At 56.0% G+C, this 12,626-nt stretch carries 10 protein-coding genes; 3 read left to right on the top strand and 7 right to left on the bottom strand.

What is annotated here, in order from left to right:
• Positions 1–30 precede the first annotated feature (30 nt).
• Positions 31–1,902: an alpha/beta fold hydrolase gene (locus AC58P5_RS23960; protein WP_497391087.1), complete on the top strand. Its 1,872-nt coding sequence runs from the start codon at positions 31–33 to the stop codon at positions 1,900–1,902.
• Positions 1,903–2,105: 203 nt separating this feature from the next.
• Here AC58P5_RS23960 and AC58P5_RS23965 read toward each other — a convergent pair whose 3' ends face one another.
• From AC58P5_RS23965 to AC58P5_RS23975, 3 genes are all read right to left on the bottom strand, one after another.
• Positions 2,106–5,051: a hypothetical protein gene (locus AC58P5_RS23965; protein ID WP_497391089.1), complete on the bottom strand. Its 2,946-nt coding sequence runs from the start codon at positions 5,049–5,051 to the stop codon at positions 2,106–2,108.
• 535 nt (positions 5,052–5,586) lie between these two features.
• Complete coding sequence (locus tag AC58P5_RS23970; RefSeq protein ID WP_497391091.1) at positions 5,587–7,602, bottom strand: glycoside hydrolase family 35 protein; 2,016 nt, start codon at positions 7,600–7,602, stop codon at positions 5,587–5,589.
• 44 nt (positions 7,603–7,646) lie between these two features.
• A complete protein-coding gene (locus tag AC58P5_RS23975; protein ID WP_497391093.1) occupies positions 7,647–7,820 on the bottom strand; it encodes a hypothetical protein in 174 nt (57 codons plus the stop codon).
• Positions 7,821–8,374: 554 nt separating this feature from the next.
• On the opposite strand from AC58P5_RS23975, the gene AC58P5_RS23980 reads away from it, so the two are divergent.
• Together AC58P5_RS23980 and AC58P5_RS23985 are read left to right on the top strand one after the other, a co-directional pair.
• A complete protein-coding gene (locus AC58P5_RS23980; RefSeq protein WP_497391095.1) occupies positions 8,375–8,506 on the top strand; it encodes a hypothetical protein in 132 nt (43 codons plus the stop codon).
• An 18-nt stretch (positions 8,507–8,524) separates the two neighbouring features.
• The gene (locus tag AC58P5_RS23985; RefSeq protein ID WP_497391097.1) at positions 8,525–8,851 is read left to right on the top strand and encodes a hypothetical protein; all 327 of its coding nucleotides are present in this window, start codon (positions 8,525–8,527) and stop codon (positions 8,849–8,851) included.
• Between the two features lie 68 nt (positions 8,852–8,919).
• Here AC58P5_RS23985 and AC58P5_RS23990 read toward each other — a convergent pair whose 3' ends face one another.
• The 4 genes from AC58P5_RS23990 to AC58P5_RS24005 form a co-directional block, all read right to left on the bottom strand.
• The gene (locus AC58P5_RS23990) at positions 8,920–9,225 is read right to left on the bottom strand and encodes a hypothetical protein (RefSeq protein ID WP_497391099.1); all 306 of its coding nucleotides are present in this window, start codon (positions 9,223–9,225) and stop codon (positions 8,920–8,922) included.
• Between the two features lie 149 nt (positions 9,226–9,374).
• Positions 9,375–10,136, bottom strand: a complete 762-nt coding sequence (locus tag AC58P5_RS23995) for a MerR family transcriptional regulator (protein WP_497391101.1) — start codon at positions 10,134–10,136, stop codon at positions 9,375–9,377.
• Positions 10,137–10,373: 237 nt separating this feature from the next.
• Positions 10,374–10,964: a DedA family protein gene (locus AC58P5_RS24000; RefSeq protein WP_497391103.1), complete on the bottom strand. Its 591-nt coding sequence runs from the start codon at positions 10,962–10,964 to the stop codon at positions 10,374–10,376.
• A gap of 344 nt (positions 10,965–11,308) precedes the next feature.
• Positions 11,309–12,307, bottom strand: a complete 999-nt coding sequence (locus tag AC58P5_RS24005; protein ID WP_497391105.1) for a zinc-dependent alcohol dehydrogenase — start codon at positions 12,305–12,307, stop codon at positions 11,309–11,311.
• Positions 12,308–12,626 lie beyond the last annotated feature (319 nt).

The raw sequence follows: 12,626 nt of genomic DNA on the forward strand, positions 1-12,626 counted from the left end.
GTATATTTTCAGAAAAAGAGGTGTTTATGCATGGCTCATATTTTTATCACCGGCGGAACCGGCTTTATCGGCCGGCACGTTCTCCGGGCTTTATCCCTTCCGGGGTCGGGGGAACCCCATCAGCTTACCGTCCTTGTCCGGTCTTTAACCCGCTTCGATTCTATTCTGCAAAAGGAGGGACTGGTGCATTCCGCTTATATCCGTCCCGTGAAAGGTGACCTGTCTCTGCCCTCGCTCGGTCTGGACGATACCGGACTGGAGCTTGCCGGACAGGCGGATATTCTCTTGCATATGGGCGGGCCTATGGACATCGGGCTGGGGCAAGAGGAAGCCGAGAGCGTGTTTTTCCGCTCCGGCGAAGAGATGGTGTCTCTGGCGAAACGTATCGGCCGCAAGACCCGGGGACTGAAGCATTTTATTCATCTGGTGGGATTTAAGAGTCCTTATCACGAAAAAAACACCGATATCCCCGGACACGTCGGGCATCCCGGCGAGCCTCCTTACGAGAACAGAAAGCTGGCCGCAGACCTGTATATCCGCCGCGAGCTGTACCGGGAAGGAATTCCGCTCTCCGTCGTGAATCCCAGTGTCGTGATCGGAGATTCTGTCACCGGCGTCACGGAGCAGACGGGAGGCCTCGGCATTCTCGTCGACTCGGTCCGGCGCGGTCTGATGCCCCTCTCTCCCGGCGGTTCCGGGCACTGGCTGCCCATGGTGCACGCCGACCATGCCGCCGCATTCATCGCAGCGCTGGTCCGGGAAGAAGAGCCGGAGAACGGCACGTATTTTCTGCTGGACGAAAAAACCGGCAGCCCCGATATGCGCGAGTTGGCAGGAAGCATCGCCAAAGAAGTGCGTGTCCGGGGCCCCTTCGGCACGATGCCTCTTCCTTTGCTGATCAAGGCTCTGGGGACAAAATGGGGCCGGAAAACCGGCATTCCGGCGGAATCCATAAATTTTATCGCGGATGCCGATTTTCCTCTTGCCTCCAAGCAAGCCGTGGAACGGAAATACAAGCTGGATGCGGGGCTGAACAGGAAGATACTGCCCCACACTATCGCCGATCTGGATTACCGCCTCTCTCACGGGGATGCGGGACTTCCGGATGCGGAATTTAAACCGGGCAGGCTGGGCAAGCTCGCCGTATGGTCCCGCCCGGACGGCTCCGGCATCCCCGTTGTGCTTCTGCACGGGGCTTTCGGCGGGGCTTTTCCGCTGCTCCCGGCCGCTTCACGGCTGACCGGCCATCCTGTATATGCCGTGGATTTACCCGGATTCGGACGATCCCCCTACCACCATGGCCGCGATGTAGTGGCCGGTTATGTCGAGGCGGTCACGAGTGCACTGAAGGAGCTTGGACAGCCGGTTGTACTGGTCGGGCACTCCTTCGGAGGGCTGATCGCCGCCAAGGTCATGGAACAGCTGCCCGGTTACGTCCGCAGAGCGGTGCTTCTGCAGCCGGCCCTGCATGCGGCTCATGCGGCTGCACCCGCCTGGCTCGCCGGGGCCTATATGAAGCGGATGACAGAGCGGTCGTTGGTCCGGAAGCTGCTGGAATCCGGCAGCTTTGCGGACGGGGAGGACATCCCGCAGGACTACGTGCGCTATGTGCTCCGGGATTTAGCCTCGTCCCGGGTCCGCAAAACGAACGCGGACGTATTCACCGCGCTCGGTAATGCCGGAGCGTTCGACCTGAGTCCCGGAAAGTGGGACGCGGGCAAAGTCAGCCTCGTCTGGGGAGAGCTGGACCGGCAGTACCGCATTCCGCAGGCTTTCCGGCACCTGCCCGTAACGGAAATCCGCGCCGGGCACCAGTTTCCGATCTCCCATCCGGACCGGACGGCCGGGCTGATTCTGGAGCATACGGGAAATAGCGGATCCGATCGGACGGTAAACGATTAGGCCAGCCGGAAAGGAAACTTTTAAAACAGATGGGAACCCGGCAAACTTACAGGTAAGAATAGCAGCCGCTTTTCAGACAACCCGCAGCTTGTTTACTAACCTCAAACGGATTGCTGCACCATAAAGGCAAAGTGCCCCAAATACAAGGATCATAGCTTATCGATGAGCTATGATCCTTGTAGGGTTTCCTTTTATTTTGCGAGCTACGGACTTGTCATTATTCTAAATTGTTTCGCAGCCTCAACCTTTCCGAAATAAGGTGCGGTCGCAGCCGTGTAGATCGTACGCGTTCCCCCGCTCAATTCCTGCAAGGTAAGCGTACGCCGGAGCACGAGGCCCGGCGGTCTTCCTTGAATCCCTCCGTTATCGTTCCATATCGTTTGAAAGGTATCAAGCGGCAGTTGACAATTATCCAGAACGACTGAAATTTGAGGATAGGTCCCGATTATGCCGGGAGTAGGCTCCCTTAAGCCGGAAAAGTGCACAAGAATTTCAAAAACAGGATGATTTCTCTGTCCCGTAAGAGGCCTCAGCAAAATCAGAGCATCTGTATAAACGATACCAAGCGATCTTTCAGAAGAGCGGTTAATTTGAAAATCGGCGACAATACGCGGGATGGCCGCCTGGAATTCGGCTACCTGCTGCATTTTTTGAAGAGCGGGGACCGCTCGCGAACGCAAACTCCTGTATTGTACCTGCAAAGTTCTTACTGGCACGGCTTCCCGAATGGCACGGACAATGTGCTCCGGTGTCAGGGTAATCCCGAGCGGAATTTGCGGATTGCCGCCCGGGATCGGAATGAGATCCCCGAGACCGGCATTATTCAGAATTTTATCCAGGGCTTCACCGAGGCTTTCATCCCCTTTTAAGATTCCGCCTAAGTCGCCTACCACATCGCCCAACCCTCCTATCGCATCCCCTAAGCCCCCTATGTTTCCTACTCCTCCGCCCAAATCGCCTATGCCGCCGATTCCGCCGTATCCTGCCGGCCCTCCTCCCGTAAAAGCCGGACCACTGAGCGGCCCGGGAAGTTTAATCGGCACTTTAATACTCAGGTTCAGATTTAGATTCGAACGCTGGAGCTGCTGCAGAATCTCTTGATACAGATAATCCGTGAAAGCGGGGAAGTTTCCTTGACCCGCCATCGTATCCAGTACCTTTTTAGGATCTAAGGTTACTTTGCTGAGTCCGTTCATGATCGGATCTAATACCGCATCGGGAAGCAAACTATTGATGGCAGCGTCTACTCCGTCCGTTACAAGGGATTGAATGCGTGGAGGTAATTTGCTTATTACTTGACCCACGAGTTCGCGGATAACACGTCTGAGAGGCTCTGTCAGTACGGTCCGAATAAAATTTCGGAGGGCTTCCCAGGCTTCGTTGAGAATAAGGCCAAATTTATCGATCAGGTCCTGAAGCTCCTGCAAAAGAACTTCAAGGAAAGCCTGGAGCACGACTGCGATGATTTTTGAAGTAAATGTCGTTGCTCTAGTCAAAAGGATGCCCAGCAATGTATTGGCGACATCCGACAGATTGCCGGCTCTCGGCGTCCAATCCGTCTTCCGCAAATTCTCGACAAACGAAGCAGTAGACCCGGCATCTATCGGAGTAAAAATAACCAGCATCTGATCGAATGCCTGCTGTGGTATAAAATCCGCTACCTGTACAGCCGCCTCTCTGAATCCTGCCTGTAAAGGTCGGATGAGATAACGGTTAGTCGGCCCGGTTAGCTCAAGCAGCTGCACGACAGCAGGGTTGGACAATTGATTGGCCGCGCCATTGAGCAGTTCGCCGAGCTGCCCCTGGATCCGCATGGTAATCCCGTTAAATATACGGACAAGACCTCTTCCGACAACGGCCAGCAGCGCGGAGGAAAGCGCCTCTCGGACGAATGTCCGGTCATAACCGCCTTGATTCATAACATAGGGAAGTCCGACACTGGCCGCAATCTCCAGAGCGGGAATCAGACCGTTCTGGAGAATAACGCCCATTTCCCTGCTGCCCGAAGCGACTTGCTGAATAGCTTGTTTAAAAGCCGGTGTGTTTAACTGCTGCCCTGCATAGGTTTGGAGGCCGGAGGCTAATCCTGCCAAGAGGCCGGCCGGGTCCGTATTGCTGCCGGTGTAAGCAAAGATTGCTCCTGCGCTTGTTTGCGGATTGCCCGGAAAAGCCGTTTGGAAGATGTTCAGAATGAGACGCGTCTCTTCCGATTGGGAAAGCAGTGCCTGAAGCGGCTTTGCGGTTAAGTAGGCTAACAAGTCTGTTTGGGAAAGCGGGGTGCCCGGATTTCGGCCTAATTCAGTGTTTATGTCATTCGCTATGTTTGACGGCACTTGAACTTCCAAGGGTCCGCTGAATGGATAGGGAGACACCTTACTCTCCATATGTTTGTTTAACGAAGTTAACAGAGTATTGGCGATCCATTGTACGGTGCCGTTCGAACCTGTCTCCAGAAATCGTTTCAGCAGCCACCGCTGCCCTTCCAGGATAATGATCGCGACACTCCGTTCACCGGCCTGTTCTCTTGGCAGCTCACCGATTTCATAAGCAAGCCGCGCACCGATGATTACAGGTGCTTCGAGAGAACGAATCAGAGCGAATTGTTCCGGGGATATACTCTGACCGGCAGAAGCAATCATTTTGGTGATAGCGGCTTCTGCGTAACGATTAATAAGCCTGCGCGGATTATCAAAATTCACCTCAACGAAAGCACGGTACCCGCCGCCCACCTCAAAGCCGTAACCCGCTTCAAAAATATACTGGAACCCGGGCTTGCTGAATCCGTCATTCCCCAGAAAAGTTCCGGAAGCTACGAAATTGGCGTAGGCCATTATTGCAACGGCCGCTTGGGCATGCATCTCCCCTTGTATCGTAATTTCTTCCAGCAGAAGCCGGAACATCTCCATCGGAGCCCCCTTCATATCGGGCAATCCTCCGACGGCGTCCGTAAGTTCTCCGATAGACATCCTCGGTCGCAGTCCAATTCCCGCAGCAAGACGGGCGATGGCTTGAAGCCGTACCGCTAATCCGGCCTCTTCGAATAGATCCAGCGGTGCTTGCGCTTGCGCGCGGAAGGTTACTTCACCACCAACTTGGGCAAACACAGGCACGTTTTTCATTTTGGCGATGAACGTTTCCGCAGCGCTCACATTTAAGTCCACCCCCCTCCGACGGGTTGCGGAGTATTCGACTTTCTGGCTGCCTTTTACTTGGCTCCACGGGATAACGGAACCAGATTGATCACTAAAGATTTGCCGGTTGGGTTGATTCTCTGGCAATAGATGACCACTCCTTTCTATTTTACTCATTCCAGTATATGGATATTGGAGTCATTCATGTTTCCAAGTGAGTGCCGGGTTTGACCGCAGGTTAAAAGGACAAGAAGGCGAACATACTCTTTGCCCGTCAAAAAAAATACAATCTTTACCCTAGAACTGTCCGGAACGACCTGCTATGTAAATCATCCGTCCAGTAAATAATCCATCCACTGACGAAAAAAAACCTGCATCCCCACATCAGTGGGCTGCAGGGCTTAAGCACGGTCAGCATCAGATCGCGCAGCTCGGCCGCCAAACCTCGTCCAAACGAGCCGCCTCCGTGCAAGCTATATCGCTCCGCATGCACCGCATAACGGCATGCAAGCGTCTAAAAACGGAGCGCGGACTATTCATCCGCGCCCCTCCGTTACTCTCCCGTGAAATTCAGGATGCTCTGATCCACGGCGGCCTCCGTCCCCAAATCCGGCTTATCTTCCAGCCGGACGGAAAGCCGTGCCGTGCCGTGAAGCTCGAACAGGACGATCTCGTTCGTCCCTTTGCGCAGCAATGGCCCCGGCACATACAGCGATTTCTGCGGGCCGCGTTCCCAGTAGCGTCCCAGGTTGAAGCCGTTGACATACGCGACGCCTTTGGTCCATCCCTCCAGCCGGAGGAACGTGTCGGCCGCCTCCTCCACTTCGAAGAAGCCCCGGTAGAACGCGGGCCTCTCGCCTGCCGCGTCCGCATGATGAGCAGCAATGGCCGGCATCCGGTCATCCTCGCTGGAAACGACCGTCTCTTCCGCGCTGCCTGAACCTGCCGCTTCCTCCGAAGAAGCTGAGGCTTTACCGGCTTCCATGGCTGCGTTTGCAGACTCCGAAGCAAAGCCGGCCGCCGCTTCGGTCCCATCTGCCGCCTTCACCCGAGCAGCCCCAGCTCCTGCTTCCGCGTCCGCGTCATCCGGCCATGCGGCCGTCCCGAACTCAAGCCCGTCCAGCGAATCCAGCGGAAGCGGATAAATGTCCCAGCCGTACTGGAACTGGTTATCGATCCGCACGCCTTCCGTGATTCCCTTATGGTCGCGCAGCAGCGGGCCGTAGTTGACGCGCCCCATATTCTCGACGAGAATATCGAGACGCGCTCCTCCGGCCGGCACATCAAGCTTGAGCGGCCGGACGTCCCACCGCTCGACGGCGCCGATATAGCTGCCGTCCAGGAACACTAGGGCGCGGTCCCGCACCTCCTGGATGTTCAGCTCCTGGCCCCGGCGCGGTCCCGTCACGAACGCCGAGTACAGAATGAAACCGTAATTCTGGCCCAGCTTCTCCATCGGTTCCGGCGTTACCCGCCGGACCGGCTGCGACAGCTTGCCCAGCTGCGCAAACAGATCCGCGCGCCCGGTCATTCTCACCTCTCCGTAGCTTCTTATAGGAAGAGGTTCGGGCAGCGCGCAGCCTGATTCGCCTTCGTGCTTGGAGATGACTTCACGGAACGCTTCGTACTTCGCCGTCAAATCCCCTCGCTCCGTCAAAGGCGCATCATAGTCGTAGCTCGTCACCGTAGGCTCGTACGTCTTAATATGATTCGCTCCGCTGTAGAAGCCGAAGTTCGTTCCGCCGTGGAACATATAAAAATTGACGGAAGCGCCGGCGCCGAGCATCTCGTCCAGAACCCGGGCGGCGTCTTCTCCGTCGCGCGTGTGGTGTTCTTCCATCCAATGGTCGAACCAGCCGTTCCAGAACTCCATACACATCAGCGGCTCATCCGGTCGGTATTCTCTGAACTTGGCGAACGATTCTTCCGGCCTGGAACCGAAATTCACCGTAGCGAGGACGTCAGGCAGCGTTCCGCCCTGCAGCATCTCGTCGGTCGGCCCGTCCGAAGTGAACAGGAGCACGTCGATGCCCCGGGCAATCATGCCATCCCGGAGATAGCGCAAATACGCTTGGTCATTGCCGTAGCTGCCATACTCGTTCTCCACCTGCATGGCAATGATCGGGCCTCCGTTCGTGCACAGAAGCGGAACGAACTTCGGCAGCAGGACGTCGTAATAGGCGTCGACCTTCGCCAGAAATTTCGGATCGGAACAGCGCAGCTTCATCTCCGCATCCTTGAGAAGCCAGGCGGGCAGGCCGCCGAATTCCCATTCGGCGCAAATATACGGACTCGGGCGCACGATGACATGGAGGCCCAGCTCCCCGGCAAGCTCCACAAACGCGGTCACATCCGCGATCCCGTCGAACTCGAATTTGCCTTCCTCCGGCTCGTGAACGTTCCATGCCACGTAGGTTTCCACCGTATTGCAGCCGCAGGCTTTCATCTTCAACAGCCGGTCGCGCCAATATTCGGGGACAACCCGGAAATAGTGAAGAGCTCCGGAGATAATCCGGAGCGGTTTATCGTTCAAAAGAAATTGGCTGCCCTGTACCTTAAAGCTTGTCATAGGCTTTATCTATCCTTTCAAGCCGCCCACATTGATGCCGGCGGTTATTTTACGATTTTGGACTCCATGGCTTCGGAAGACGGTTTGTAGGAGAAATACCCTGAAATCACGAACGGGACCAGAAAAAGCAGCAGGAACGATACGTCGCCGGACATCCGTTTAACGTGCAAGCGATCCGGCCCGGTTACGGGCTGACTCAACTGAGCGCTGATCATCATACGGCCTCTGCATGTTTCATTGATAACGCTTACTTCTTTGTCGGCTGTTCTATGTCTCTATCCCTGTCCACTTTACCATACTGAATATTTCCGCGCCTGAACATGAACAAAAATGACCGATGCGTGCACTTTTATTACTTCTTTCGCCGTAAAGCCAAAAAAGAAGCTCAGCAGCGGTTGAGCTTCTTTTACTGCGTTTGTATAAACCGGAATACTTCTTTGCGGCTATTTGTTTTTCGCGTAAAGCCAGTTGTAATAGCCCGCATGTTTGATTTCATCCGTCATAATTTCAAATATCCAGTCGCGGTATTCTGGACGAATGTTTAAGTAGATTTTCCTGTATTTTTCGAATGCCATGAGCTCCCCGAGCAAAGCCTTCTCAATTCCTTCCAGATAATTCGTCGGCAGGGCCTCCCCCGTTCCCGTTCAGCCGGGCCGTATAGGTGAAGGCCCTCTCCTTTATCGGGAAGCGGTCAGAAACCTGACCCGTCCGATTTTGGAACGCCTGCGCCGGAGGAACATATGCTGTACAATAATGGCTTTGAGGGATAAGGGTGAAAAAAATGGACAATGAAGACGGTAAACGTATTGTCACGTTTATCATCGTGATTATTGTTGCCTCTGCCTTTATAGCAGGGTTCGGAAAAGGAGAGGGTGGAGGTGTTACCGGCACGGTTATAGTATAAAACGGATGGTGACGATCCATGAAAAGAGGGAATGGAGCTGCGGGCGGGAACGGCGGTGTATTCGGCGGCAGAAACGGAAACGGCACTAAAAACGGCAGCCAAAACGGCAACGGCAATGGCAAGAAGAAAAAAGAAAGCAGGCTTACTCCGCAGCAGCTCGCGGTCGTGGTCGGACTGCTTACGAATTCCCTCGAAGTGTTATCCGTGCTGATAGACAAGGATCAGAGAATTGAAATCGTGCTGGAGGGTTCGATCCGGAAAAGAACCGAAGCGGACCGGGTTGCGGAGGAGCTGGAGAATATCAGTGTGGCTGAGCTCATAGAAGCGCTGATAAGGAGAGGTTAAAGAATCCGCGTGAAGAAGCTCCCGGCGCACGGTGTTTGTCACCGCATGAAGGCGGTGGAGACGCCGCTTCAATCAAGCAGCCTGAACCGTCTCAGCTGATCGTGAATGCCTTCTTTCCATAAAATTTCTTTCTGCTTGGGGCCGATCAGGTCAAAATGCGGAAACGGGGCCCGGTTATGAATGTACCCGGGATTCAGTCCGTGAGAGGCGCACCAGTCGGACAAGCGGCCGAGGTCGGAACAGCCGACTTTCGTAACCGTCGTAATGCCGGGAAAGCGCGGGTCCAGCCAGTAATGCGTCAGATACGCGATGTCTCCTCTTGATACCGCCGCTTTCCAGCGCTGCAGTTCCTCTCTTTTCACTCCGAAAGCCAACCGATTCTCCCCCTTTCCGGGCATAATTATGCATGTCATACGGGCTGTAAAGGCCCGGCGCGCGAGTCAGCCGAGAAGCTAATTATACCGCAAAAAACCGCCGGGCAACATACGCCCGGCGGTTATCCGCGATACGCTTCGCTTCGCCGTCACTTGGCGGCCGCCCAAGATTCCGCGGCGGCGCGCAAATAATAAGCCAGACCGGTCTGCTGGCTTTCCAGCATGTGCCGGTGGAAATCGTCTTCCATAAAAAACTTCGTCTGGTCGACGTAGTCTTGGGGCCCGAACATATTCCCCGCTTTGTTCAGGAAATCCAGATGGTCCCGGAGCAGCGTCCGCACGTCCTCGTGGTCGAACTTCACTCCGCTTTTGAGTGCGGCGGCCATTCCGTCCGTAAACCGTTTTGCCTCCGCCGCCTGCTCGTTCAAAGCCTCCACGTTGATGGTTCCCTTCTCCAGAAGGTCGTACCCGTACGTTTCTTTCAAATACTCGCTTTGCTCCGTCAGCGCCTCTTTCCATTCCTCTTCTCTGCCGAATCCCTTAAACATGTCTGCCATTTCCATCCCTTCTCCTTCCGAGGCATGCCGGATAGACTGCCGAAGCGTCCGAAGAAGCTGGTCCAATCGCGTTTTCCGCGCCGAAAGCAGCTCCTCCTGCTCCGATAAAATAGCCGCCCGCTGCGGCTTTTCTTCCAGCACCCTCCTGATTTTTTCCAGCGGAAAATCCAGTTCCCTGTAAAACAAAATCTCCTGCAGCCGCTGAAGCTCCTCCATCCCGTACAGCCGGTAGCCCGCTTCACTGATTTCCCGGGGCGGCAGAAGACCGATTTTGTGGTAATGGTGCAGAGCCTTTACCGTTACACCCGACACCTGTGCGGTTTCCTTAACGGTCAAGAGTTTGTCGCTGCGCATGGTATTCCTCCTTTCCTGTCAAAGTCTAAAGGCTCCTCCAAGAGGAGGGTCAAGACGAATCCGCAAAAAAATTTTACATTTTAACGGTAACCGGGTATTAGTAGGGGATACTGATCAAAACGGAAAGAAAGGCGGCTTATCCACCATTTTAACGAAATTTCCATCCGAATTCTTGTCCCGCTTTTGCTAATTATAAATCCCGGCGCATGCAAAAAAGCCGCCCTTCCACGGGCGGCTCTAGGTTTGTGACTTCTTGGCTCTGTTCCTCCAGAAGAGGAATAAAACCGCCGCGGCGAAGCCGATAGCCAGGACGAGCTTCGTTTCCGGAACGATCAGAAGCTGGGACATATTGTAACCCCACTGCCGCCCGATTGCGTAAAAAATGAGCGTCCATACCCAGGCTCCGCTGTAAGCGTACAGAGCGAATTTGGCATAGCGTTTGCCGTAGGCGCCCATAAAAATCGGCACGATATACCGGACACACGGGATAAAACAGCTGATGCAGAGCGCTGCCGTGCCGTATTTATCGAGAAGCTGCTCGGAAGACGAGAAATACCGCGCGAATCTTTCCTTCCCTTGCAGCCGGTGAATCAGACGTTTGCCGAATACCCGGCCGATTACAAACCCCATCGTGACTGCGGTGATCAACCCCAGAAAAATGCATACATAAACGAGCCAGGGATTAAGCAGCCCTTCGGCTCCGATAACGCCGCCTGTCATCACGGTCACTTCATTGGGTACCGGAATGCCGAAAGGTCCCAGCGCCAGGGCCGCGTAAAAAAACGTATACCCGTACTGGTCCACCAGCTCCAGGATGAGATCCCCCATCACCCTCCGACCTCCTTCGTGTATATATAGGTACCTTTCCGACTCCAATCTTAAACTAAAATTGTTACGTTTTTTTGATGGAGAACTTGAGAAATACCGGAAATGCCGGTGCCCGCAAAAAAGAGGATACAAATAAGCGAAACGTCACCTTGGGACAAGGATCGGTTTCGCTTTGCTGACGTTATGATTTGCCGGAAAAGGGCCTGCTCCCGGAAATACCGTCCGAGCGGTTCCGCATTGGCCGTCTTCCGCCGCCGTAGTCGGGGCGCTTCGCGTTGACAGGCCTTAAACCGCCGATCAAGGGGGCGGGCCGAACGGCCAGCGGCGGCTAAGCTGCCCCGCCCTTAATCCGCGCCATACCGGAGCAGCACTCCGAGCGCCGGTTCGCCGCCGCGGAAGCTTTCGTACGCTTCCGCGGCCCGGCCGAACGGAAGCGAGGTCAGCAGCGGGGCCACCGAGATGCGGCCTTCCGCGAGCAGACGGATGTACTCCGCGGTATTGCGGCCTTCCGTCCAGCGGACGTAACCGACGGGGTAATCCCGGTTGTCGCGCTCGTACATCGGGTCGTAGCGCCCGGGCCCGCCCGCCCGGGAGATCAGCACGCGGGCCTCCTTGCCGAACATCTGCCCGCGCGAGAAATTCGCGCTCACGTCGCCGACAAGGACGACCGAACCGCGGTCCCGCAGCCAGCCGAACGCGCGGTTGATGAGCGGCTCGCCGTCGCCGCCCACGCAGAGCAGCACGCTGTCGGCGCCGAGGCCGCCGGTCACCCGGGCCAGCTGCGCCTCCAGCTCCTCGGCGCCGGCGAACGCCTCGACGCCGCCGGTGCGCAGCCGCTCCGCGCGTCCCGCGTCGAGGTCCAGCCCCGCCGTCCGGAAGGCGGCGGCGGAGGCGATCTGCGCCGTCAGGTTGCCGAGGATGCCGAGCCCGACCACGATGACGGACTCGCCGAACCGCAGTTCGGCCGTACGCAGCGCGTGGATCGCGATGGCGCCCAGCCCGGCGAACGCCGCTTCCTCCGGCCGGACGTGATCCGGCACCGGGGCGGCCAGGTTCGCCGGGACGGCCAGCGTCTCGGCGTGCCGGACGTAAGGGGCGCCGTAGCAGGCGACGCGCTGTCCCGGCTCCAGGCCGCGGACGCCCTCGCCGATCTGCTCGACGATGCCGACCGCGCTGTAGCCCAGCTCGACCGGCGTATCGCCGGACCGGCGGAGCATCGACAGCTCCGTTCCGGGGCTGATCGCGGAATATTCGGTACGGATCAGAATATGCCCCGGCAGGAGCGGCGGTTCCTCCAGTTCACGCAGAACGATTTTTCCATGTTGTGCCGCAACGCATTTCATTGTTTTTCCCTCCATACCCTTCGTCAGCTTCCCGTATGCCCGCCCTATTGCAGCCTAGTGATGGAGAGAGTATTATTCGGGCGGGGTATCCCGGGAACAAGTGCTGTTTCGTTAATCGATGTCTCATTATTCGATGTCTCATTATTCGATGTGTCGTTATTCGCAGTGCTTGTAGTTCCGTTATTCATGTTCTCGCTACTCTTTATGAACTTTCGTTAGGGCGTTTTTAATTACGCTTCATTAATTATTGCGCCCTTAGTCATTGTGCCGCGTTACTGTTTGGGTAGTTGTTCTATCCGGATGACGTAAGTTGGGTCCC

It is taken from the genome of Paenibacillus sp. JT31N7 (assembly GCF_059692095.1).

Excerpts from the sequence above, each read along its gene's own strand:
- AC58P5_RS23970 (WP_497391091.1), bottom strand. The coding sequence starts at position 7,602 with ATGACAAGCTTTAAGGTACAGGGCAGCCAATTTCTTTTGAACGATAAA.
- AC58P5_RS24005 (WP_497391105.1), bottom strand. The coding sequence starts at position 12,307 with ATGAAATGCGTTGCGGCACAACATGGAAAAATCGTTCTGCGTGAACTG.
- AC58P5_RS23960 (WP_497391087.1), top strand. The coding sequence starts at position 31 with ATGGCTCATATTTTTATCACCGGCGGAACCGGCTTTATCGGCCGGCAC.
- AC58P5_RS23995 (WP_497391101.1), bottom strand. The coding sequence starts at position 10,136 with ATGCGCAGCGACAAACTCTTGACCGTTAAGGAAACCGCACAGGTGTCG.
- AC58P5_RS24000 (WP_497391103.1), bottom strand. The coding sequence starts at position 10,964 with ATGGGGGATCTCATCCTGGAGCTGGTGGACCAGTACGGGTATACGTTT.
- AC58P5_RS23985 (WP_497391097.1), top strand. The coding sequence starts at position 8,525 with ATGAAAAGAGGGAATGGAGCTGCGGGCGGGAACGGCGGTGTATTCGGC.
- AC58P5_RS23975 (WP_497391093.1), bottom strand. The coding sequence starts at position 7,820 with ATGATGATCAGCGCTCAGTTGAGTCAGCCCGTAACCGGGCCGGATCGC.